The 22,979-nt window shown below is 68.0% G+C and carries 20 protein-coding genes and 1 pseudogene; 5 read left to right on the top strand and 16 right to left on the bottom strand.

What is annotated here, in order from left to right; all coding sequences use genetic code 11:
* On the top strand, positions 1 to 515 hold a 515-nt coding region (locus tag ABZV42_RS40525), incomplete at its 5' end, for an RNA-guided endonuclease TnpB family protein (protein WP_356057203.1).
* Between the two features lie 123 nt (positions 516 to 638).
* Here ABZV42_RS40525 and ABZV42_RS40520 read toward each other — a convergent pair.
* The 8 genes from ABZV42_RS40520 to ABZV42_RS40485 form a co-directional block, all read right to left on the bottom strand.
* Complete coding sequence (locus tag ABZV42_RS40520) at positions 639 to 1,805, bottom strand: PP2C family protein-serine/threonine phosphatase (RefSeq protein ID WP_356057201.1); 1,167 nt, start codon at positions 1,803 to 1,805, stop codon at positions 639 to 641.
* A gap of 663 nt (positions 1,806 to 2,468) precedes the next feature.
* Positions 2,469 to 2,999, bottom strand: a complete 531-nt coding sequence (locus ABZV42_RS40515; RefSeq protein ID WP_355986410.1) for a MarR family transcriptional regulator — start codon at positions 2,997 to 2,999, stop codon at positions 2,469 to 2,471.
* Between the two features lie 59 nt (positions 3,000 to 3,058).
* Entirely contained in the window at positions 3,059 to 3,547 is a 489-nt protein-coding gene (locus tag ABZV42_RS40510; protein ID WP_356057199.1) for an STAS domain-containing protein, read from the bottom strand.
* Positions 3,544 to 4,623, bottom strand: a complete 1,080-nt coding sequence (locus ABZV42_RS40505) for a cobalamin B12-binding domain-containing protein (RefSeq protein WP_356057204.1) — start codon at positions 4,621 to 4,623, stop codon at positions 3,544 to 3,546. The genes ABZV42_RS40510 and ABZV42_RS40505 overlap by 4 nt, the downstream gene beginning before the upstream one ends.
* Positions 4,623 to 6,245, bottom strand: coding sequence for a PP2C family protein-serine/threonine phosphatase (locus ABZV42_RS40500; RefSeq protein ID WP_356057197.1), 1,623 nt, complete (start codon positions 6,243 to 6,245; stop codon positions 4,623 to 4,625). The genes ABZV42_RS40505 and ABZV42_RS40500 overlap by 1 nt, the downstream gene beginning before the upstream one ends.
* Before the next feature lie 439 nt (positions 6,246 to 6,684).
* Positions 6,685 to 6,828, bottom strand: a complete 144-nt coding sequence (locus ABZV42_RS40495; protein ID WP_356057206.1) for a transposase — start codon at positions 6,826 to 6,828, stop codon at positions 6,685 to 6,687.
* A 707-nt stretch (positions 6,829 to 7,535) separates the two neighbouring features.
* Positions 7,536 to 8,324: a hypothetical protein gene (locus ABZV42_RS40490; RefSeq protein WP_356057195.1), complete on the bottom strand. Its 789-nt coding sequence runs from the start codon at positions 8,322 to 8,324 to the stop codon at positions 7,536 to 7,538.
* 220 nt (positions 8,325 to 8,544) lie between these two features.
* Complete coding sequence (locus ABZV42_RS40485) at positions 8,545 to 8,703, bottom strand: hypothetical protein (protein WP_356057193.1); 159 nt, start codon at positions 8,701 to 8,703, stop codon at positions 8,545 to 8,547.
* Between the two features lie 186 nt (positions 8,704 to 8,889).
* On the opposite strand from ABZV42_RS40485, the gene ABZV42_RS40480 reads away from it, so the two are divergent.
* Positions 8,890 to 10,632, top strand: coding sequence for a RecQ family ATP-dependent DNA helicase (locus ABZV42_RS40480; protein ID WP_356057191.1), 1,743 nt, complete (start codon positions 8,890 to 8,892; stop codon positions 10,630 to 10,632).
* Between the two features lie 16 nt (positions 10,633 to 10,648).
* Here the strand turns inward: ABZV42_RS40480 and ABZV42_RS40475 are convergent, their stop codons facing one another.
* Together ABZV42_RS40475 and ABZV42_RS40470 are read right to left on the bottom strand one after the other, a co-directional pair.
* Complete coding sequence (locus ABZV42_RS40475) at positions 10,649 to 10,981, bottom strand: MerR family transcriptional regulator (RefSeq protein WP_355986425.1); 333 nt, start codon at positions 10,979 to 10,981, stop codon at positions 10,649 to 10,651.
* A gap of 1,527 nt (positions 10,982 to 12,508) precedes the next feature.
* Positions 12,509 to 12,766 carry a DUF6479 family protein gene (locus ABZV42_RS40470; RefSeq protein ID WP_355986427.1) on the bottom strand — a complete coding sequence of 86 codons (258 nt, stop codon included), beginning with the start codon at positions 12,764 to 12,766 and terminating at the stop codon, positions 12,509 to 12,511.
* 355 nt (positions 12,767 to 13,121) lie between these two features.
* On the opposite strand from ABZV42_RS40470, the pseudogene ABZV42_RS40465 reads away from it, so the two are divergent.
* Both ABZV42_RS40465 and ABZV42_RS40460 read left to right on the top strand, forming a co-directional pair.
* A pseudogene (locus ABZV42_RS40465) lies at positions 13,122 to 13,187 on the top strand (VOC family protein); the annotation flags it as partial.
* A 1,005-nt stretch (positions 13,188 to 14,192) separates the two neighbouring features.
* Positions 14,193 to 15,458 (top strand): PP2C family protein-serine/threonine phosphatase, encoded by a 1,266-nt coding sequence (locus ABZV42_RS40460; RefSeq protein ID WP_356057188.1) that lies wholly within the window; start codon positions 14,193 to 14,195, stop codon positions 15,456 to 15,458.
* A gap of 609 nt (positions 15,459 to 16,067) precedes the next feature.
* On the opposite strand, the gene ABZV42_RS40455 is transcribed toward ABZV42_RS40460, so the two are convergent.
* From ABZV42_RS40455 to ABZV42_RS40430, 6 genes are all read right to left on the bottom strand, one after another.
* Positions 16,068 to 16,469 (bottom strand): STAS domain-containing protein, encoded by a 402-nt coding sequence (locus ABZV42_RS40455; RefSeq protein WP_356057186.1) that lies wholly within the window; start codon positions 16,467 to 16,469, stop codon positions 16,068 to 16,070.
* Positions 16,466 to 17,743, bottom strand: coding sequence for a SpoIIE family protein phosphatase (locus ABZV42_RS40450; RefSeq protein WP_356057184.1), 1,278 nt, complete (start codon positions 17,741 to 17,743; stop codon positions 16,466 to 16,468). Before ABZV42_RS40450 ends, ABZV42_RS40455 begins: the two co-directional genes overlap by 4 nt.
* Complete coding sequence (locus ABZV42_RS40445) at positions 17,743 to 18,546, bottom strand: alpha/beta hydrolase (protein WP_356057182.1); 804 nt, start codon at positions 18,544 to 18,546, stop codon at positions 17,743 to 17,745. The genes ABZV42_RS40450 and ABZV42_RS40445 overlap by 1 nt, the downstream gene beginning before the upstream one ends.
* A gap of 277 nt (positions 18,547 to 18,823) precedes the next feature.
* Complete coding sequence (locus ABZV42_RS40440; RefSeq protein WP_355986438.1) at positions 18,824 to 19,069, bottom strand: DUF5133 domain-containing protein; 246 nt, start codon at positions 19,067 to 19,069, stop codon at positions 18,824 to 18,826.
* 641 nt (positions 19,070 to 19,710) lie between these two features.
* Positions 19,711 to 20,223 carry a TspO/MBR family protein gene (locus ABZV42_RS40435; RefSeq protein ID WP_356057180.1) on the bottom strand — a complete coding sequence of 171 codons (513 nt, stop codon included), beginning with the start codon at positions 20,221 to 20,223 and terminating at the stop codon, positions 19,711 to 19,713.
* An 847-nt stretch (positions 20,224 to 21,070) separates the two neighbouring features.
* Positions 21,071 to 21,304: an ANTAR domain-containing protein gene (locus ABZV42_RS40430; RefSeq protein ID WP_355986444.1), complete on the bottom strand. Its 234-nt coding sequence runs from the start codon at positions 21,302 to 21,304 to the stop codon at positions 21,071 to 21,073.
* 604 nt (positions 21,305 to 21,908) lie between these two features.
* Between ABZV42_RS40430 and ABZV42_RS40425 the strand changes: the two genes are divergently transcribed.
* The gene (locus ABZV42_RS40425) at positions 21,909 to 22,700 is read left to right on the top strand and encodes an SDR family oxidoreductase (protein WP_356057178.1); all 792 of its coding nucleotides are present in this window, start codon (positions 21,909 to 21,911) and stop codon (positions 22,698 to 22,700) included.
* The last annotated feature ends 279 nt before the right edge of the window (positions 22,701 to 22,979 follow it).

Raw genomic sequence — 22,979 nt, 5'->3', positions numbered from 1 at the left:
GCCGTGACTTCCTGCACAAGCTGTCGACTCGACTCGTCCGCGAGAACCAAACGGTCGTGATCGAGGACCTCACCGTCCGCAACCTGCTGAAGAACCGCAAGCTCGCGCGTGCCGTCTCCGACGCGGCCTGGACGGACTTCCGCATGATGCTGGAGTACAAATGCGCCTGGTACGGGCGCGACCTCGTCGTGGTCGACCGTTGGTTCCCCAGCAGCAAGCTGTGCGGGGCCTGCGGAACGATCGCCACGAAGATGCCGCTCAGCGTCCGCGAGTGGACATGCGACTGCGGCGCCCTGCACGACCGTGACGTGAACGCGGCACGCAACATTCTGGCCGCCGGCCTGGCGGTGTCTGCCTGTGGAGACGGTGTAAGACCTCAACGGGAGTCCTCCCGGACAGGGCAGTCGTCGGTGAAGCAGGAAACCCAACGGGCGACCGCTGGAATCCCCCGCCTTCAGGCGGAGGAGGAAGTCAAAGGTGATACAGCAGGAAGACGGCAACACGGCTGGACTTGACACCGAACCCAACTGGAGCCGCCTCCTGGTGCACCGGTCAGGGCGCCGGCTCTTCCAGGACGAGGGCACGGCCCGCAGCAGTGCGGCCGGAACGCGTCCGGGGACCGGCGGGTGGCGTCGGTGTCACGATGGCCGGCCGCGCCAGTCCATGCAGAGCACCAGGGCGTCGTCGGTCGGCACTCCTTGACCGCGGTGGCCCGTCAGTTCCCGCAGGACGGCCCGGGGGACGCCGGCGGGGGGCACCAGCCGGGTGGACATGATGGCCCGGGTCAGTGCGGCATCCCCGTACGACTCCCCGCCGGGCGAGAAGGCCTCGTAGACGCCGTCGCTGACGAAGACGAGACGGTCGCCCGGCTCGACCTGGAAGTTCTGGGCTTGGTAGTCGGTCTCCTCGAACATTCCCAGCGGCAGCTGGGCGTTGAAGGTGACGCGCTCGACCGTGCCGTTGCGCAGGCGCAGCACCTGGGGGGAGCCGGCGTCCACGACCTGGACCTGACCGCTGATCAGGTCGAAGTCGAACATGAGGGACGACAGGTAGCAGCGGCCCCGGTAGTGGGCGTAGACCGCCTGGTCGGCGAGGGCGGCCTGGTCGGCGAGGCCGATGCCGGCCCGTCGGGCGTTGCGCAGGGCGTTGACGGCCAGGTTGGTGAGCAGGGAGGCCTCCATCCCCTCGCCCATTCCGTTGGAGACGTAGAGGAGGAGGCGGTCGGCGGTCACGGACCAGTCGAAGTTGTCGCCGAAGATGGCGTAGGCGGGTTCCAGTTGTGCCCCGAGCTCGTATTCGGGGCAGGCGTAGGAGCGGCCGGGCAGGAGTTGCCACTGCATCTCGGCAGCCAGGGTCAGCCGGTCCTTGCGGCGTGCTTGAAGGTAGAGGTCCGTGTCCCGTTCGGCCACGACGACCTCGTGTCCGAGTACATCGGCGAGTTCGGTCAGTTCCTTCAGGCAGCTGCGTGCGTGTTCCCCGCCGGGGAGGCTCACCGACAGGATGCCGAGTCGGTCCCCTCGGACGGTGACGGGCAGGTGGATACACACCAGGCCGTCCGACAGGCCTTCGATGAAGGGTTCCTGGGCGCCGAAGGCCCGCCCGGCCGGGCTGTTGTGGACCGAGACCGGCTCCAGGGTGTGAGGCAGTTTGGAGACCGGCTGCAGCACGGTCGTGCCGTAGTCGGCCATGAACAGCTCGACGGTGTCTGCTTCGTACTGCTCGACGAGCACGCGGCGGACTGCGTCGAGCAACTGGTGGGGCGCCGCTGTCCGCAGGGCGCGCTCCGCAGCCACGAATCTGTTCATAGAAGTGAGTACGCCGATCTTTTGTCTGACGTGGGAGGTCTTCGGCTCGCGACGAAGGAGTGGAGGGGTGCGGTGTTGGTGCAATCCATCTTTAGCCAGCCCGCTCGCCCCGTACGCCGGCCGTCGTCCTGGTGCCTGCGAGAGGGTGAACCGGACTTCGCGCCGGCGTTGCCCGGCGTCAGGCGCGTCGCGCGGAGAAGTGCCGGGGCCGCGGAGTGATGGATCCGGGTGCCGGGTGATGGATGCGAGTGCCGGGTGCTGGGTGTCGGGTGTCGGCGGGGCGCTCGTGGTCGCGTTCTCTTTGCGTGTGCCGGTCGCCGGGGAGCCGGCCGGTCCCGGCCGGGCGGTGCGCCGCCGGCATGGAACTCGCTCTCGGCTCCTCGGTCCCGGCGAGCAGGGGAGCGCGCGGGTGCCGTCCGTCGGAGCATTCCTGGTCCTCCCCCGGCGGCGCGTGCCGCACTTTGTTGCCTCACGGCTACAGTTGCCGAGAAGCAACCGTTAGGAGAGTATCGGTCTGCGCGTACGTCCCCGGCCCTCAGGAAGAGTTCGGCCGGCCGGTGGGCGGTCCGGGAGGGCAAGGCTCCGCGCTGCCGTCCCGGTCAAGGCCGAGGAGTGCCGCATCGCGGCCGGCCCTTGGAGGCGGGGAGTGGTCGGCGCCTACGCTCAGGCGGAATACGCTGCCGTGTCCCGATGTCTGTCGGCGGGCGTCGTGCCCTCTTGGGCCAGGTGGAGTGCGGGCTGGCTGAGCAGCGCGTGCTGCAGGCCGGCGAGACCCTCGGTCAGCGCGGTGCGCTGACGGGAGGGCATGTCCGCCAGCGCCTGGTGCAGGAGCTGGTCGCGCAGTTCACGGATCCGGGCCAGTTGGTTGTGGCCGGCGGGGGTGATGGAGAGCAGCACTTCGCGGCGACTGTCGGGACAGGCGCCGCGTTCCACGAAACCCATGGCCTGAAGGCGGTCGATCAGGCGGCTGACCGAGGGGGGCGCGGCACCCAGGAGCTGGGTGAGGTCGCGCATGCGGATGCCGTCCTCACGGTCGACGATGCACATCACGCGCAGCTGTGAGGCCGGGATGTAGGGGGGCGGAGTCTGGCCGCGGGCCTGTTCCCAGAGGATGTCGAGGAGTTCGACGATGCTCTGGACCCGGCGGGTCGCCGCACGGACGGACTCGGAGGCCAGGCGGGTGCGCTCGGTCATGCGGTTCCCTCCGAGAGGTTGGGCCCCCTTTCACGCCGGTCCGTGCGCGTGTTCGGAGATCAGATGCTGACGTCCGATCCGGCATCCGGGGAGCCGGCAGGGGTGCCGTCCTTGGACGTATGACGATATGCCATGCGCTGGGCGTCGGAGAGCCTGCCGGCCGGGCCGGCGGCGTCCGTCTCGTGCTGCGGGCTCTCTTCTGCCGTGCGGTCGGGGGCCAGGTGGTCCAGGGTGCCGGTGACGTCCAGCAGCCTGTTCAGAGCCGGTGTCCTGTTGTCCAGGTGGAGGGTGACGCCGGCGGCGGCGGTCCGGCGGTGGAGCATGAGCAGCATGGCGAGCCCCATGGAGTCGACACCGCTCAGGGCACCGCAGTCCAGATGCAGGTGGTGCAGGTCCGGGGTTGCGGCGAGGGGTCGGGTGGTGGCGGCCAGGAAGTGGTCGGCGCTGTCGTAGTCGAGGAAACCGTCCAGCTTCACGTGCACGGCGCCGTCGGCTTCGGCGGTGGTCAGGCGCAGGTGGTCGAGGTCGAATCCGGCGTGGCGCGTCATACGGTGTTCCTGGAGTCGGAGGCGATCACTGATCCTGCCCGGGTGAGGCAGTCGGCGGCCTGGTGGAGCGTGGACGTGGCCCGGGGGAAGTCCTTGAGCTGCTCGCCGAGGATGCCAAGGGCCGGGACGAGGGAACGGGCGGGGACACCACGGGAGCCGAGTATGCCGGCCGTCCAGAGGATGAAGTCGGTGAACAGGTCCACGTCGTCGGTGTAGAGGGCGGTGGCCAGGAAGTCCACGATGTGCGCGATGTCCTCGGCGGTGCGTTCACGCTGGGCATCGGTGTAGTCCCGCATCGCGGGAAAGCGTTCCGCCAGCGTGCCCGTCACCTCGCGCACCAGGCGTGTGCGGGAGCGGGCGACCATCGTGTACTCCTGGTCGGCCAGGTGCGGCAGGTCGTCGATGGGCTGGTGCGCGAGCGCAGGGCGGGGCAGCGGACCCCGCTCGAGCCGGTCGGCGGCGGCCTTGGCGTCAGGAGCCCAGGCATCGGCGCCCAGCCGTCGGGCGTACTGACCGTGCCGGCCGAAGGCCGCACCGCCGACCAGGACGGGGGTGCCGGTGGCCTGGACCGCGGTGATCGTGGCGTGCGCGGTCGGCAGGCGGACGGGGATCGAGCTGGACAGCGCGACGAACTCGGGGCCGGTCCGGTGGATGTGGCTGATCAGATGGCCGGTGGGGACCTGGGCTCCGAGATAGTCCACCTTCCAGCCGCGCAGCTTGAGCACTTCGGCGACCAGGCGGGCGGGCAGGCTGTGCCATTCGCCGTCCACGCACGTCACGGTCGCCCGGCCCCGGACGGCTGCCGTGTGCTGGGCGCAGTGGTGGGACAGGGCGGCGATGGCGCGTTCGTTGATGGCGGTGGCCGCATGTTCCTGGGCCACCGTGATGCGGTTCGCCGCCCACTCCTCGCCCACCCTGCGCTGCACGGCGCCGACGAGATCGAGGAGCACGGTCTCGGGCGGGGCGCCGTCCTCCAGGGCGCCGAAGACAGTGCGGGTGGCTGCCTCTTCGTCGCCGGTGCTGGCCGCGTCCCAGAGCTGCTCCTGCCACTGCCGCAGAGCGGTCGATGTACGGATCACGCGGTGAACCTGCCCCGGGTATGGCCGCCCACCGCGCTGAGATGAGTGGAGCGCGGCGCAGAAATGATCATGATGGCCATGTCGTCGTGGACATCGGGGCCCACCCACTGTGCGGCGAGCATCAGCATGTGTTCCACGACCGCCTCGGCGGGCATGCCGGCACACTGCGCCAGCGCCCGCTTCACCCGGGACTCGCCGAACAGTTCACTGCCCAGCGGGCCGCCCTTGGCTTCGGTGAAGCCGTCGGTGAACAGCACGCAGAAGTCCCCGGGCCGAAGCGTCTCCTGCGTAGTGGTCGCCCGGGCCTCGGGAAGAACACCGACGAGTGTGCCGCGCGACATGCCTTCCTCAACGGTGCCGTCGCCCCGGACGATCAGAGACGGCTCATGCCCGGCGCTGGTCACCCGCAGCCGCACGCCGCCCCCTTCCCGCACGACGGACGCCATGACCAGTGTGGCGAAGCGTGTCGTCCGGGAATTGAGGAGTGCGCTGTTGAGGAGTTCGATCACGCGTTGGTGGTCACCGGCCATCGGCAACAGGGCCTGCAGGATGTTGCGGATCTTGCCCGTCAGGACTGCGGCCTCGAGGCCCTTGCCGCAGACGTCACCGAGCACGGCGAAGGACTCCTCACCGTCGGCGGTCGCGGGGTGCACGTCGTAGAAGTCGCCGCCGATCCGCTCCTGGTCCTTCGATGCCCGGTAGCCGCCGGCGAACTCCACCCCCGACACGCGGTGCAGGACCGGCGGGAGCAGGTCCTGCATGAGGGTCTGGGCGAGGGAGGACTGCTCCGCATACAGGCGGGCCGCGGACATGGCCGCGCCGGCCCGGGCGGCGAACAGGCGGGCGAAGACTTCCTCGTCCGCGCTGAACGCCGTCTCTCCGCTGCGCCGCAGGAGAACGAGGGCGCCGGCGGGGACTCCGTGCCCGGGCAGCGGGGTGATGACGATGGAGCCGACCGCGCCGAAGCCGTCCGGGACCAGCCAGCTGGGCGCGGAGGCCGGGTCTATCCAGCGGGAGGGCACCGGCGGGAAGCCCTGCAGGGCCTCCCCGAGGCCGGGGACGTCCTCGGGGTCGACATTCCATCTGAACGGCTGCGGCGCCTCGCCCCGCAGACACAGGACGACCGGCAGTACGCGGCCCGTGCGGGGCGCGATGACCAGGGCGGCATCGGCGAGGTACTCGGCGGCGAGTTGCGCGGTCGCGTCCATGCAGCGCTCCAGATTCAACGACGAGAGCAGCATGTTGGACGCCTCGGCCAAGAACGCGGTTCGCTCGCGTTCCATCCGCAGCGCCTCGCGGGCCAGTCGGTGGTCCGTGTCGTCCAGCAGCCACCACACGACGTCCCCGTCGTCCTGCACGGTGGCGTGAGCCTCGTAGGTCCGCTCCCCCACCGGCCCGGACACCGCAGCGCCTGCGCGGGAGCCGCCCCTCATCCGGTGCGCGTGGCCGTCCGCGAGCCACGCCGGAACACTCCCGGTCAGGGGCGCGCCGCAGTTGACGGCAGGCAGGAGGCTGCTGGCCCGGGGGTTCGCGTGCCGTACCGTGCCGGCCCGGTCGACGATCACAACCGGGTAGGGCACGGACGTCCATACCGTGTCTGCCGGAGCGGCAGCGCTCACGGCAGGACCTTGCTCGATGGAAGTCACAAACACCAAGGTCCGCTGAGCGAACCCCTCACCTCATCCAGTCGATGAATTATTGCCTCATGGCAACCATCCTCTACGGTTCCCCGTTCTGGCAACCCGCCCCCCGCCCACCCGCACCCCGGGCAGGCGTGACACCGCCCGAACGGCGGGAAGTGCGCAGGGGTGTCACGGAATCAGTCCGGCCTTTCGCGCCTCAGGACCGCCTCAGGAGCAGGTCAGCGGCCTCTTCCAGGCAAAAAGAGGCATGTCCTGGGCGGCCGGGGACCGAAGAGTGAAGATCTCGGGGGGATCTCGCGAAGTCCGCCATCCCTTTGATCTTCGCAGGGAATCCCGGCCTTCATGCCGGGCGGGAATGCGGTCCTCGGCCTGGAGGCGCGAAGCGCCGGAGTTCTCTGCGTCTTCGAGGTGAGGGTCAGGCTGGGCGTTTCTGGTTCTCGATGTACTCCTGGACGATGCTCGGCGGTGTGCCGCCGCAGGACCCCGCGAAGCAGGACGGGGACCAGAACGCCGAGCCGGTCCCGATCCGGTTGATCCGGCCGGTGTACTGCGCGCGCACAGGTAGCCGGAGCTGACGCCCGTGAGGGGGTTGACGAGCTTGGACAGGGCGATTTTCGGCGGGTAGTGCACGAGCAGGTGGACGTGATCGCACAAATCCCGGCAGCCGACAGACTGCCGGGATCAGGAGCAGTGCGCGCCTACTTGGGCCGGACGACGTCCTCGCCCTTCTCCTTGGCCGCCCGCAGGTCACCCAGAGATTTCCGTGAGCAGGTGCCCGGAGTACGGGAGCGATACCAGCGCCGCATAGTTCGTCTTCCAGGCAAGTGAGGTCTGTGGTGCACCGACGTCTCTCGTCAGACGATCTCGACCAGCACCGACAAGGTCCTCCAGGGCATGGCCGAGTGGCAAACCGCCGTTGCGGGTTCACAGACCCGATGCAACTGGCCGCACCCGGAAGTCTGCTGTCGTTAATGCTCGGCGGCTGCAGGCATCTGCCGGCCGGCCTTCGAACGCCTCCGAGACCGTCTAGCAATGCGGGGCCGGCGCGGGCCGGATGGCGGCCCGAGTGGCCTGGGACGCATGAGCCGCACGGGCCCCCAGGCACGGTCACCACGGTGACCTTCACCCGGAGACCGGCGAAACCGGGCAGGGCCTCTGCATCCCTCCAAGGAGCCCGCCAGTCTGATCGATCCGAGGCTGACGGTCAGCAGCTTGACCCTCGCTCCGCAAAGGGGTGCGTCAGCCACCGTGTCTGCTCTCCACCGCTCAACTGGCGCGGCGAGTCCTGACTCCGTCGGCCTCGAAGTCGTAGATGTTCTGGTTGATCCGCAGGCCGTCGACGGCGCCGATCCACATGCTGTCACGGCCCTTGCCCACGGCGGCGGTGTAGATGCTCGGAGCGGAGCCGCCGTCGTTGAGGGCGGTCTTCAGCTGCGGGAAGGTGCACGGGGTGCTCTGGTTGCAGCCGGTCACGCTCCCCGCGTTGCCCGTGAGGAACCACGTGCCGGTGGTGGTGGCGTCCAAGTAGGGACTCCAGCGGTCGGACACCGGGGAAGCGGGCGGCAGCCACACCATCGTGGAGTAGGTGGTGGCGGATGCCGCGGTGAGGTTCGGGTTGATCTCGAACTTGATGTTCGGCATGTTCCCGGGGCCGCCGTAGGAGATGTTCTCGCCGGTCTGAAAGACGTGAAAACCAACCTTGTTCAGTCCCAGTACCGGCTCGCCGTAGAAATCGACCTCGTTGCCGAAGTCCACCTTCTCACTGGGCGGAGTGAGGGAGGTTGAGCTGTCCGACACCTCGATGCCGAGGCTGCCCGTTCCGTAGGGCGGCCTCGCGGCGGAACCGGTCACGCCGAAGGAGCCGAACGGGCCGTTCCTCAACACGGCGACAGGAGAGCCGATCGTGTTGCGGGTGATCACGCCCCAGTGGTCCGAGGCGCCCTGGTTTGCACCGGCGGCGACGGAGGCCGATCCCGGGACAGCCGAGACAGCGATCGCAGCCAGCACTGTGACCCCGAGCGCCGTTTTCCGCTTCACGCCAGAGAAAGCGTTCACGCCGTGCTCCTTTCGTGGTTGGTTGAAGCGCGGGACAGCCACCTGAGCCGACCCCGCGTAACGCACGCCACGTAAGCACTCTCCATGGCGCCAGCGGCCACGACGCACTCACTGTGCGTGACGATTAATCCCTCTGGTGTAGCGACCGAGCAAACCGTTCATGTCCATACACCGCTTGCTGCCCAACCGCCCGGCCGAGCCGTGACCCAAAGGTGAACTCTCACCGCGTGCAGAGCAGTTGATGTCCAGAACAGACCGGGCCGATCTTGCAGATGAGTCCGCTGCCGGCCCACCGGGAGAGTTGCCGGTACACGGTGCTGAGCCGGATGTCACCGAAGCGGGCGGTGATTTCCTTGACCGCGCCGGCCGTGCTGGTCATCGAGCTCACGCCTGCGCAGTTCAGAGGTAGGCGCTCTCCGCGAGCGCCGCCCAGCGCCTCTTTCTGTCCCGTCACCATCGCGCTCCGATGACACGAAACCGCAACTCCCCGCGAGCGATCCGTTTTTCGTCCCCTCCGGGGGTACACGGGCGCCGAACCCCACCGGAGAGCGGCGTCAGGAGTGCCATGCGTGTCAAGGCCGGATACTTCAAGGCCAGGTCGCTCAGGAAGCGTCTGCGTCGCTGTGCCCGCGAGGTGTTCGGCTGGGAGTGTCTGCGCCCCTCCCAGCTCGATGCCATGACAGCCGTGATGGAGGGGCGCGACACCATCGTGGTGATGCCGACGGGTGCGGGAAAGTCGGCCGTGTACCAGGTGCCGGGTGTGCTGTTGAAAGGGCCGACCGTGGTGGTCTCGCCCCTGATCGCGCTCCAGCGGGACCAGGTCGCTGCCCTCGCCCGTATCGAGGGATCCGGCACCTCCGCCGGCGCCTCGGCGGTCAACTCCGCGCAGCGTGCGCGGGACAACGAAGCGGTGTGGGAGCGCGTACGCGAAGGCCGTCTGGACTTCCTGTTCGTCTCGCCCGAGCAGCTCGCCAAGGACGAGGTGGTGGCGCAGATCGCCGCGGCCGCTCCCGCGCTGATGGTGGTCGACGAGGCCCACTGCGTGTCCTCGTGGGGGTACGACTTCCGGCCCGACTACCTGTCCCTGCGTCATGTCCGCGAATGCATCGGCCGGCCCCCGCTCCTGGCCCTCACCGCCAGCGCTGCGGCCCCCGTGCGGGCGGACATCGTGGAGCGGCTCGGCATGCACGAGGCGCACGAGGTGGTCGCGGGGTTCGACCGCCGCAACATCACGCTCGAGGTCGTACGACACTTGGAGAACGCGGCCAAGCGCCGGTGGGTGGTGGAACGGGCCGCGGCCGAGGCCAAACCTGGCATCGTCTACGCGGGAACGCGACGGGAGAGCGAGGAGTACGCGCGGGAACTGTCGGCGCTCGGATTCGACAGCGCCGCCTACCACGCGGGGCTGTCGGCGGCCGAGCGCTCCCGCACGCACGACCGCTTCCAGAACGGCGGACTCGACGTGGTCGTCGCCACCTCCGCGTTCGGCATGGGCATCGACAAGCCGGACATCCGCTTCGTGCTGCATGCGTCGGTGCCGGGTTCCCTCGACAGCTACTACCAGGAGATCGGCCGGGCCGGTCGCGACGGAGGGCCCTCGAAGGCGATCCTCGCGTATCGGCCCGAGGACCTCGGCGTGCAGCGGTTCCGGACCGGCGCGCACCCCGACCCGGAGACACTGGGCGCACTGCTCGACGCGGTGCGCGAGCACCCGGGGCCGGTCACGGCGACCGCGCTGCGCGAACGCACCGGGCTGTCCCAGACGCCGCTGACATCGATGCTGCACCTGCTGGAGCAGGCCGGAGCCGTGACGACGCAAAAGCGCGGCGGCGTCCGAGCCGTGCCCGGCGCGCGGCGGGACACCTGCGTCCGCGAGGCCACGCGGATCGCTTCCTCCCGGGTCGACCTGGAGCGCTCCCGGGTGGAGATGATGCGGGCGTACGCGGAGACCAACGGCTGCCGACGGCGGCACATGCTCGGATACTTCGGCGAGAGTCTGGCAGCCGGCGACTGCGCGGGCTGCGACACATGCACCCGTACGCAGGAGTTGAAGGGGGCCTCCGTGCGGACAGGAGACATCCTGTCCGGTACGGGCCCGGACCCGCTGGAACCCATGGCGACCGACAGCGCCTTCCCTCCCGGGATGCGGGTGGGGCACAGCACGTGGGGCGAGGGCGAGGTGATGAGCGAGGAGGGCAACAGGATCACGGTCCTGTTCGAGAGCGTCGGCTATCGCACGCTCTCCCTCCCCGCCGTTCACGCGCGAGGGCTGCTGACACCGGTGTCGTCCGCCGCGACGAGAGGCTGAGGCCACCTATTCCACTTCAGATGCCGGCTGCATGCCGGGATGCGGCGCGGCGGTGTTCGGCGTTGATGCGCTGGGCTTCTTCGAGCTGGTCTTCGAGGATGATGATGCGGCAGGCGGCCTCGATGGGCATGCCGCCGTCGACGAGTTCGCGGGCGCGGGCGGCGATGCGCAGCTGGTAGCGGGAGTAGCGGCGGTGTCCGCCCTCGGAGCGCAGCGGGGTGATCAGGCGGGCATCTCCGATGGCGCGGAGGAAACCCTGGGTGGTCCCGACCATCTCGGCGGCCCGGCCCATGGTGTAGGCGGGATAGTCGTCGTCATCGAAACGGTCGTAGGAGTCGTCTGCTGTCATTGCACCTCTCTGAATTAACGCGTGGAGGGGCCCTGGCGCCATTCGCGCCAGGGCCCCGAAGGAACAGTTACACCATCTACCGGCCCTGATACTGCGCCGGCCCTCTGTTTCCGCCGACCCGACCTGAACACTGTCGGGACTGCAGGGATCGCGGTTGCTTGACCGGAGACCACCTCACTATCGATGTCCTGCGGTACCCGGGCTCAGCACGTACGCCCGGGCGATCCTGATGGCGCTCGGCCCCTCCGTTCTTTCCCTCTGAGATCAACTGCTTACCGAACTGCGGGAACTACGAACTGCGGTCTTGCTGTACTGCCTCACTACTGGTGTTGCGACCTGCTCAGTGGCCTGCAAGAGCACCACCCTTTCGGCAGCCAGCCCCGTCACCCGTCCTGACTCTGCTCTGGCTTAGAACCCCACTGCCGAACCTCCCGGCACGCGCGCCCGCAGCCGACGCCTTCACCGAGGTACTGCTCACTGACTTCACTGCCGGGTCCTGCGAACTGCACCTACCGGTACTGCCACTACATCAACTGCGGTCCTGCTCATGGCGGCCCCTGATCACTGCGGGCCACCCGGTCCGGCCGTCAGTCCCGTCGCCGTCCTGCAATCGCCCTGGCTTCGGAACTCCACCACCGCACCGTCCTGCGAACTGCCGCCCTGCTGACCGGCAGTTCGTGTCTGCCAGGCCCTGCTGTCTCTCTGGGCTACGAGAGAAACCATAGCCAGGCGATCACCCAATGTCTACTGCGTCCAACATAGATTTTCGCGTGTCGGTCGGCGCGGTCACGGTCTCGCGCGGCGGGAGGGCGCACACCGCACAGAGCCCTCTCAGGAGACCGCGCAGAAGGCAGGACGGCCCGGGCGGAAACCGCTGGGCACATGCCTGAGACGGAGCCCGCCACCGCATCGAACCGCCCGCTCCCGAGTCGAGTCGAGCTGGGCCGGGCCGGCCCGGGAGCGGGCAAGCGATGGCGGCCCGCCCCTTGGCGCCCGTAACGCCTTGGGCCGACCGTCATGGCAAGCAGCAGGGCCGACGGTGAGCGCCGGCTGCTGCCGGGGAGGTGTCCACCGAGGTCGACGGACAGCGCCATGCGGGCCGGGGTACGGTTGCCGAACGGCTCCTGCCCGGTGGGGCAGGTCCACGGTGAGTGCGACGAGGTCGAGACCGAAGGACCTCGCCCGCGCCAGTTGCCCTCCGAGATGGCCACACACGACTGCCTGCGTCTGACTCGGATCAACCGGCGCGCAGGTCGAGGTCGGGCGCGCCGATTTCCCCCGCCCCGGCGCCACGGCCGGTCGGTCGCTGCAAGACGGGCCGGCACAGCGCCCTCGCCCACCAACGGCCAAACAGGTCGGGCCACTTCGTGCGGCAGCTGTCCCCGGATGAACCTGACGGTGGTGCTCACCGGCGACATCTACGTCGATCTGAACGCACAACGAGATCGAGCGGAACTTCACTCCAGAGCGGTCCGGCGGCATCATGAAAGGCAAGACGATCGGGGTTGTCTTGCTACTCCTGCACCGTCAGCGGTGCGGGTGCCCCTGCTCAGGATCGTCATCGGGCGTGCTCCATCCGTCCCCGCGGCGTGCGGGGTCCGCCACTTCGCGGCGTGCCTGTGCGGCTTGGGGCGCCGTTGTCGACGTGCGGCGCCGGGCGGAGTGACGGGTGCCGATGAAGAAGGCGGCGATCAGGATGACCACGAGGGAGATGCCGGCCACCAGCAGCCATAGGGAGCCGGCGTAGGAAGCGGCGGTCGGCATTGCGAGAGTCGCATCATTCATCGGATCTGTCCTTCGAGGATGCCCCAGCCTTCAGGCCAGGGAGGAAACGAACTTTTGTGGAGCAGGACAGAGGAGGCCGACTCGCAGTCAAGGACGGAGCGGCGACAAGGCGCAAAGGGCCGCACGTTCCTGGACATCACGATTCCTGTCACCCGGCCAACCGCTGTTTGTGTTGCCGTGCCGGTCGGAAGAGCTCACTGCTGACGGATGCTCGGCGACCGGCCGCCGCGGACACCAAGACGTGCCGAGTGTCCCGTCATCCATGGGCAAAAACATGCCACGGCAGCCTTCCTGCCTGCTGTGCTGCCGAGACCTCTCCGTCCCGGAAGGCAGTGCCTGCCACACCTGAGCGGCCGCCGCGTTCTGGCCCGAGTTGCTTGGCCGGCCAGTCGTGAGCCGCATGGGACCCTATACATGGCTGTAGCGCCAGAACGGCCTGGGCCTGGGCTTCCAATGAACCGACGAGCCTGATTCTCTGAAGCCCACCTGGCTGGGCGGCGTGAATGCTGCAAGCTCGGAGCGTGTCTGTCAGCGCTGGCGATCGTTTCACCAGCGATCGCGTACACGGGCCCGAACCCAAACGCGAGTGCTGAGGGCTCTGACTTCCGCTGCCCGGTCCAGGGTTCTCAGCCCTAGCCCGGTCCCTTGCCGCGTTCTGGGCGGGACCGGGCTACTTGCTGCGCAGGCGGCGGCCCAAGAGGGGTCTCGCGCAGCGTCGGGTACCGCCAGCGCATTCCGGTACGACAAGCTGGACAGCGCCAGTGCCGGCCGTCCTCCGGCCGGCGGACTCCGGGACCTCGCCAGGTGGGTGGGTGATCAGCGGTCCGCACCCCTCACCCGCCTGGACCGGGACAGGCTCAGGCGCAGGGTCCCGTTCGAGCCAAGTCTGCGACGCGTCGCAAAGGCGAATGCGGGCGGAAGGTGGCCTTCAGGCCAAGAACAGCAGCCGAGAACGCCCTTGAAAACATCCCGCCAGCGCGGTGAGCCGTGCCCCGGCGCCGGCCGATGGCATTTCCCGCCGGTGCCCGAGCACCTGTCTCAGCGGCCGAGCGCGTACTTCAGCTGCTGCTTCGTCGTCGCCGTTGTGCGGGCGGTCGCTCCGGCTGGAGACCCAAGCGACCGCCCGGAGCCGCCAGAGTGTGACCACGGCGGCAGCTGTCGTCTCCCGTGCATGCGTCTCCCGGGCGGGATGTGCTCCTCGTTGTTTCTTCCCTGGGGATGGAGGGGCGTAGCGACACTCTGGGCGGATAGGCGCCTGGCGTGGTGGCACGGAAGGTGCGCTGCCGGTGCGAGGTGCTCTGCCGTATCAGTGGGCAGGTTTGGTCGTTGGTCGGGGCGGCGCGCACACACCACGGCCCGCATCCTCGATGCTCAGGACCACGACTTCCGTCCGACAGGAATGGAGGCGACGGCAGGGAGACTTCTGATGACCCAGCGCGATAGCGGGATCCTGCGGGCGCTGATGGGACTGTTGGTGAGCAGCCACGTGATGTCCTTCGAGCAGTTGCCGTCCCATGTGGCCGAGCATGCCAGGATGGCCGGCTTCGACGATGTACGGATCTATCTCGGCGACTTGCAGCGTGACGTCTTGCGCCTGCTCACCGGCGAGGGGCTGGACGCCGGACAAAACGTCGGCGAGGCTTCAGCGGAACTGACGATCGAGGGCACTGTCGCCGGACGTGCCTACCAGTACGGGCGCCTCATGGCCGCCGCCGACAGCCAGGACGGACTCCACACGTGGTGGGTACCACTCCTGGACGGCACCGAGCGCCTCGGCGTCCTGCGCATGAGCACGCCCCGAGACGGTGACGGCGTTCATCGGGACATGCTGGCGCTGGCATCGCTGGTGGCCATGATGGTCGTCGGCACCCGGGGCACCAGCGACTCCCACGCCCGCCTGACCCGTACCAAAGCAATGAACGTCGCAGCCGAGATGCAGTGGACGCTGATGCAACCACGCACCTACGCCGACGAACGAGTCATCATCGGTGCGGCCCTGGAGCCGGCCTACGAGGTTGGCGGCGACGCCTACGACTACGCCACTACAGGCGACACCATCCACTTCTCGGTCTTCGATGCCATGGGACACGACACCTCCGCCGGTCTCACCGCCAACCTCGCCGTGGCGGCCTGCCGTAACAACCGTCGGCAGGGCATTCCGTTGGACGAGCTCGGGGAGCGCATCGAGCAGGTTCTGCTGGAGCAGTTCGGCAACAGCCGGTACGTGACCGGCATCCTCGCCGACCTGAACACCACCAGCGGCATCCTGACCTGGGTCAGCCACGGCCACCACCCACCCATCGTGATCCGCGGCGGACGGTGGTCCGCCCTCCTGAAGTGCCCGCCGTCCCATCCCCTGGGGACCGACCTGCAGCTGCCCGTCACCCTCTGCCGTGAGCAGCTCGAACCCGGCGACCGCCTGGTCCTTTACACCGATGGCATCACCGAGGCCCGCGTCGGCGGCCAGGAGTTCGGCCTCGCCCGCTTCATCGACTTCCTCGTCCGCCACCACAGCGACGGCCTGCCCGTCCCCGAGACCCTGCGCCGTCTCATCCACGCCCTGCTCCAGCACCACCATCAGCAACTTCAGGACGATGCCACCATCCTGGTATGTGAATGGCTCGGCCCGCAGGCTCAGGCCGACACGATCGCACCGCACGCAGGCGTGCCCCTGCCACCCGCCGCGCCATAGCCGCGGCAAGAGCGGGTCGGTTCGGCCGTCGGATTTGGGACGGGTATGCCACCCGCTGAGTCGGCGGGACGCGATCCAACCGCCGATGTAGATGCGATGTGTCTCGAAGAGTTTCAGCTGACTGGGCCCCTCCATCCCCTGCCGCCGGTGAGGCCCCCTGGAGTGACCTCGCCGTGTCCGCACGCTGACCAGACCCAAGTACTCCTTCAAAGAGCGGTCAAGGACCAAGAGAGAGGGCACTCGTGTCACAGGAACCGCCGTCGGCGGCACCTGGCGGGGCGCAGGTCACTCATGAGGGCCTCGGGAACTCCGCTCGCAAGCAACACACGGAGGCAGAGGCCATGGCGGGGCAGCACAAAGCAGGCACCCCTGTACCTAGGGACATGCCTGACCCACAGCGCGACGACGATGACACACCCACGAAAGATGCCTCAGGCGAGACAGCCGAAGCGGCCCCACCCGACGCCGGCAGAGCGGATAGCGACGGCGAGGAGACCCATCAGCAGATGGGGGTCCCCTCCGACCAGCCTGCTCCAGAAGAACCCACGGATTGACGAACGACTACACGGCGTTGGCGACGCACGCACGTCACGTCGTCTCGGAGTGTCCTCAGTGACTCCTCCCCGTCCTGAAGAACGGGGAGGAGTCACTGAGGCGCGGAACGCTGCTGCTCAGGGGTTGGGTGGCAGCATTGCTGTCCGGGTGGATGGGCAGGACCTGGTCGAGGCCGACGATGCGCAGAACGCGTTGGGTGTGGGCGGGGACCGCGGCGAGTGCGATGTTCGCATGTGCTGCGTGGGCGAGGTTGTGGGCGGCGATCATGGCGCTGATGCCGCTGGAGTCGCAGAAGTCCATGCCGCCCAGGTCCAGGACGAGGCGCTGGCCTGGCTGGAGGGTGAGAGCGGTGAGCTGGTCGAGCAGCTGGGGGGCGTTGACGTAGTCGAGGTCGCCGAAGATTTCCAGCACGGGTCCGGTCATGGCGTCTCGGGTGGTGATCTGCAGCGGGCTCATTGTGGGTTCTTGTTGTCAGGGGCGAGCATGCCGAGGGCGAGCAGAGCGGTGTCGTCGTCGAGGCCGTCACCGAAGTCGTCCAACAGGGCGGTCAGGGCTTGGATGACGGCCTGTGATGACTTGCCGGCATGGCTGGCCGTGAAGGTGCGCAGGGCCTCGTCCCCGTACAGGGTGTTGCGGTCGTCGCCGGTACGGGCTTCGGTGAGGCCGTCGGTGTAGAGCAGGAGGGTGTCGCCGGCCGCGAGGGTGGTCGTGGCGGTGGCAAAGGGCGCGGCGGGCAGGATGCCGACGAGGAGGCCTCCGGGTGTGGGCAGGAAATCGGCTGTGCCGTCGGCGCGCAGGACGAGCGCCGGGGGGTGCCCGCCTGAGGCTATGTGAACGGTGGCTTGTCCGCTGGCGAGGGGCGGGTCGAGGATGCCGAAGATGACGGTGCAGTAGCGCGGATCGCCGCCGGTGTAGCGATCGTGGAGCACTTTGTTGAGAGTCGACAGGGCAGCGACCGGATCGGAGTCGTGCAGGGCTGCCGTGCGCAGGGTGTAGCGGGCCAGTGAGGTGAGAGCGGCGGCCTCGGGGCCCTTGCCGCACACGTCACCCATGAAGAAGGCGAAGCGTTTGCCGTCGAGGGGGAAGAGGTCGTAGAAGTCGCCGCCGAGACGGTCAGGAAAGGCAGTGCGGTAGTGGGCGGCCGTCTCCATGCCGGAGACCGGCGGCAGTGTGGTGGGCAGCAGCGACTGCTGGAGGACGGCCAGGGCGTCCTGCAGTCGGGCGTGGTCGGCTTCGGCTTGCTTGCGCGCTGCTTCGGCTGCATTGCGGGCGCGCAGGAGTTCTTCTTCGTAGGCGCGGCGATCCCGGGCGTCGAAGACGGTGGTGCGGATGAGCAGCGGTTCTCCGCTGCCTCCGCGCTTGACCACGGAGGAAATGAGGACGGGCATCCGCCCATCGCCGCTATGTTTGATCTCCAGGGCGATGCCGCTGATCTCGCCTTGCATCTGCAGGATCGGAGCGAAGTGCGTCTCGTGGTACAGCTTGCCGCCCACAGTCAGTAGGTCGGTGAACCTCATCCGTCCCACCACTGCGTCCCGCTTCAGATCGAGCCAGCCGAGCAGGGTGGTGTTGATCTTCGCGATGGTGCCGTCCATCAGTGTGGACAGATACCCGCACGGTGCGTTCTCGTACAGGTCTTCGGCACTGTCCTCCAACAGTGCGGCGAACACCGCATTCGAGGCCTCATTGCCTGTGCCCTGCGGCTCGGGCTGCTGGCCCGCTCGACACATCACCGCAGGCTCGCCAGAAAACCGGTGAGCGCCTCGTTGGTGGCCTCCGGCGCGGACAGGTGCGGACAATGTCCGGTCGCCTCGAGGGTGACCAGTTTCGAGCCGGTGATCGCCTGGTGGACGAACGCGCCGACCTGGCGGGGGGCGATGACGTCCTGGGTGCACTCCAGCACCAGTGTCGGCACGCCTACGCCCTTCAGATCGTCTCGCGAATCCGACAGGAACGTGGTTCGGGCGAAGACGCGTGCCATGTCGGGGTCAGCGGCGCAGAAACTGTTCGTCAGCTCTTCACCCAGTTCGGGCCGGTCCGCATTCCCCATGATCACCGGTGCCATCGCGGCCGACCAGCCCAGGTAGTTCGAGTCCAGGGACGCCAGCAGTTCGTCGATGTCCTGCGCACTGAACCCGCCGCGGTAGCCCTCGTCATCTATGTACCGGGGAGAGGGAGCAACCATCACCAGCGCCCCGATCCGTTCCGGAGCGATATCGGCGGCCAGCACCCCGATCATCGCACTGACCGAGTGCCCCACGAAAACGGCATCGCGCAGGTCGAGCGCCTCGCACACCTCCACCACGTCCCGGGCGTAACCATGCAAGGAGGCGTAGCGGTCCTCACAGAACGCGGACGGATCCGAGCGGCCCGAACCCACATAGTCGAACAGCACCACCTGATAGTCCTCGAGCAGAGCCGGCACCGTCAGCCGCCACATGTTCTGATCACAGCCGAACCCGTGAGCCAGCACCACTGTCGGTCCCTGCGGGTTACCGGTGACGGTGACATTGTTCCTGCGGCTGATATCCATCCGGTCAGTCTCCCAATCCCCACTCGTCACTCTGGCAACCCCCGGATCACCCACACGCACCTGCCGGCTTCTTCACGTCCTGTGCGGCCCTGTACCTGCAGGGATGAAAGCAGCTGCAGGTACAGGGCCGCACGCGCCCCGAGGCCGCTGCTCAGTACCGCGTGCTGGGATCCATCCGCCTGGTCTTGGGTGCGCTCGGCTGCCCAGGGCTTCAGCGGTTGCAGCCAGGTGTCCGGAAGGTGCCTCGATGCACGGGCAGACCCGGTCGGTGAGAGGATCAGGCGGCCAACGTCCTGTCCGCTCGTGTGACGCCCTCACGGCCCGTGCTGCACTGCTCCAGGAGAGCGTCTGCCGCACGCAGAGCCTGCTCCACGGTCCGGGCCCCGGTCATCACGCACAGGGTGTACGTGACGTCGTCCAGTGCCCGGCTGGTACGACCGGTGGGGCGGACGTCGTGTTCAATGCGCGTCTCTGCAAAGCGGGCCAGTACCGCGCGCAGTTCTCTCTCCGCCGGAAAGATCATGGTGATTCTCTCCCCAAACAAGGGTGGTGGCTGGCCGCCACACGAAAAAGCAGACCGTATGTATGACATCTCGCGCCCGGCTCGGCACTGAGGGGCGTCAGGCAGGTCTTCAAGTGCCCTGTGTCGAGAGGTCTATGCCATCTTGGTGCGGCTACCGCCCCAGGGACGGCCTTCCATGTCCGCACAGTCACCGCCCGCACCCGGACGGTAAACCGGTGAACGCGCCAACCCATCCGCCGACGCGCCCCTACCCTGGCCGATGTGGGCCGGCGCAGGGCACACTCTTTTTACCGATCACCGGTCTGCGTGCCATGGCCGATCAGGACGCGGACGGCGAATACTTACTACAGCCCCCGCTCAGCACACCCCACCCTGCTGCGAATCCGACGATCTTGAGACGCTGCCGCCCGCTCAGAGCAGCGCCGAAGACGACGGCGTCGAACAGGTCGGCTGCAATGCGGCACACACCCGCCGCCTGCGCGACACGGGAATCGGGGGCCGGCAGCATGACGGCACCGATGGCAGTGTCACGAGCGCCGATCGCCCGGATCAGCGTTGCCGTCGTTGGCTACCGGGCGGGTGGCGATCATCCGGCGTTGTGGACCGACTTGGCCACTTCACCGGAACGTGCCTCTGTATTGCTATCGCCGGGCGGAGTTGCGGCGCACTAGGGAGGCATTGAGAGCGGTGGCGAACAGGCACCAGGCCGTGTAGGGGACGAGTGCCCGGGCGGCCGGGCGGTCTACGCCGGTCATCTTCCGCACGAGCTGAAGATTACTGATGTCCAGCAGGACGGTGCCGGCCATGCCTGCTCGGGGGCTTTGCCGACGAAAGAACAAGTGGTTCCATACCGCATTCAGCACCAGATTTGCCCCCACGCTAGCTGCCAGGGCCACCCGCTGCGAGGCATGTGCCCGGTTCAGTCCACGGCCGTCGGCCCAAGCGATCGACACGTAGAGCGGTGTCCACACCGCACCGAACGCCCAAGACGGTGGTTGCCACGCTGGCTTCTTCAGCGATCTGTACCAATCACTGTCCGCATCGACCGCGCGGGCTCCGGCAAACGCTGTCGCAGCCACGGCTGCAGCAGTGACCACGTAGGTTGCCTTCCGCTCGCTTTTGAGCGGCTGACGGCTTTCGCTAAGGATCCTCACGACCTACGTCTACCCTGGCCCGCACTGGATCCCCCTCTTACAGGCCGTCATTGACGGTGTTCGCCGCCACGCCGACCGGCATCGCCGCCCAGCTCGGTCCGTAGGGACGCGGTGGGATAGGCCTGCAGGCGCTCCATCAGGCGGTCGGTGACCGCATCATGCCGGAGGCACGCGGTGAGATCGACATCGATACGGAGCAGGCACTCCACCAGGCCATAAGCACCGCTCTGGACCGCTCCACCACCGGTGGGCCGGAAGTTTGCTCACTGCTGCGGCTGCCGGGCGCGAACGGGGCCCGCCGCCCCGCTCCTGTGTCGAGCCCTCGCCTGACGGGGTACCTGCGCGGATGTCTCAGCGGCCGCGGAAGTTCGCGGCATACAGCCTGCCGTAGAGCGATTACGCGGCGGCCGTGAATGCCGTGGCAATAGCTATGTCCGCGCGAGCGTGGATGACCAAGCGCGCGCCTCGGGCAACGGCCTGGGCTTCGAGGACGCGACGGAGAGCGGCATTGGGGGTGGCCACTGACATCAGGACACTAAGTTGGCTGCACATATGGTGGGCCCGCAGAATCGCATTAACCAGTGAGGGGGCTGCGCCGCCGCTGAGAAGGATGACAACAGGCGCCGGGGTGTGCACGTGGACGAGGTCGCTGATGTGGGTTGCGAGGCCGTGCCAGGCCGTGGCGCCTGCCTTTGGTTCGTCGTCCAGGGTCAGGACAAGCACACCTCGCTCGAACGTGTGCGTCAACATGACTGCGAGAAGCCTCCTTGGGTCCACCCCGTTCGTCGGGTGGTCCGAGTACCCAAAGCGGCTTTCTCGATGCGCCGTCCGTGACAGGTTCGGGGTGTTAGCCACTGGCCTGGCTGGTCGGGCGGGCAGGGCGCTGGTGGCGGATGGCTTCCTCCAGCGCGATGCGGATGCCGAGGTTGAGTTCACCGGAGGATGCCCAGGCGGTGACGAGTTCGGCGATGCGAAGCAGCGTGATGCTGGTGCGTCGGGAGACACCTGCCAGGACTGTGCGTGCCTGGTCGGCGCGCAGGCGACCCAGTGCCATCACGACGCCCACTGCCTGGTCCGTCACCGCTTGCGTGGCCCCCTCATGCGGGCTGCCTGCTCGCTCCTGCCAATCCACCGCCGCCGAGGCAGTGTGTTCTTCGGGGCGCGCGATCGCCGTAGTGGACGGCTGTGCAGTTGCCGGGCAAGGCTGGCTCCAACCCGGGCCGGAGGCCGACAGCTCATTCATCCGCACTCGCCATCCTCCAGTTGGGGCCGTCGGGTTCCTGTTCCAGCGCCTCCTGTTTTCCGATCTTCTGTACGGCTTTCACGGCGACCGCTAGCAACGGGCCATCAGCCACCTCAGCATCGTTGCAAGCGCGGGTAACCCCTGCCCCCGTCAGCAAACCCTCTGTCCCGGTGCGGGACGAACTGCCCGGACATTGAAGACCAGCTCGCGAAGACCTGAATGGATCATCCTCTCGGGGGCACTCCGCCCCTACGCGGACAGATCGCTCCTCACGGAACGCCACAGCCGGAAGCGGCCTGCGTGAGGACGCCCGGAGCAGCCGGCCGCAACCATTCGACAGAGGAAGGACGATCTGTTGTCCGACACACCCAGCTCTCAGCCCCGGCAGCCCGAACCGGACTTCCCCCAGCAGGACCAGAAGCATCCTGGATGGACGGGCCCCATGGATCCTCCGCCGGATCACGGTGAGGACTCCTACCAGGGCGCAGGACGGCTCCAGGATCGCAAGGCGGTGTTGACGGGCGGGGACTCGGGCATCGGGCGCGCCGTCGCACTGGCCTTCGCCCGAGAAGGCGCCGACGTCATGTTCACCTATTTGGCCGAGGAGAAGGGCGAAGCGGAGGAGACGGCCCGCCTCGTCCAGGACGCGGGCCGCACCGCCGTGACCGTCCCCTGTGACATCCGGGAGGAGGAGCAGTGCCGTCAGCTGATCGAACGCGCAGTGGAGGAATGGGGCCGCATCGACATCCTCGTCAACAACGCCGCCTACCAGATGTCGCAGCCGGACGGCATCGCAGCGATCAGCACTGAACAGTTCGACCGCGTGATGCACACCAACCTCTACGGCATGTTCTGGCTGTCGAAGATGGCACTGCCTCACATTCCGCAGGGTGGTTCCATCATCAACACCACCTCGGTCCAGGCGTACCAGCCCAGCCCGCACTTGCTGGACTACGCCATGACCAAGGGCGCCATCGCGACCTTCACTCAAGGACTGGCCCAGATGGTCGCCGGCCACGGCATCCGCGTCAACGCTGTCGCGCCAGGGCCGGTCTGGACCCCCCTGATTCCCGCGACCATGCCGGACACCACTGAATTCGGAAAGCAGTCACCTCTGGGACGCCCGGCTCAGCCTGCAGAGATGGCCCCCGCCTACGTCTTCCTCGCCTCGCCCGAAGCGAGCTACATCACCGCCGAGATCCTCAACGCCACCGGTGGCTCCCCTATCGCCTAGCGCGGGGCCCGACGTCCAGCTGAACCGGCACCGAGTTGCGGTGCCTCCACGCGACGCACAACCTTGAACGTCCTCGGCCGAAGGGCAAGCGAACAGGCGAACACCACGCGGGCGCTGATGGGCCGACAGGTCTGGTTCACTGGCCCGCTGTTGGAACAGCCCGCCGACATAACGGTGCGGACATCTTCACCGGGGTTATTTTGATCCCGGTCGTCACCCAGGGGCCGTCGCCCTGGTAGGCGAGGTCGGCGGCGGAAAGCAGGTAGCACCCAGCCATGC

It is taken from the genome of Streptomyces sp. NPDC005281 (assembly GCF_040607495.1).
Classification (GTDB): Bacteria; Actinomycetota; Actinomycetes; order Streptomycetales; family Streptomycetaceae; genus Streptomyces.
Note: the sequence above shows the minus strand (reverse complement) of the source record. Positions and strands in the feature narration are given on the sequence as shown.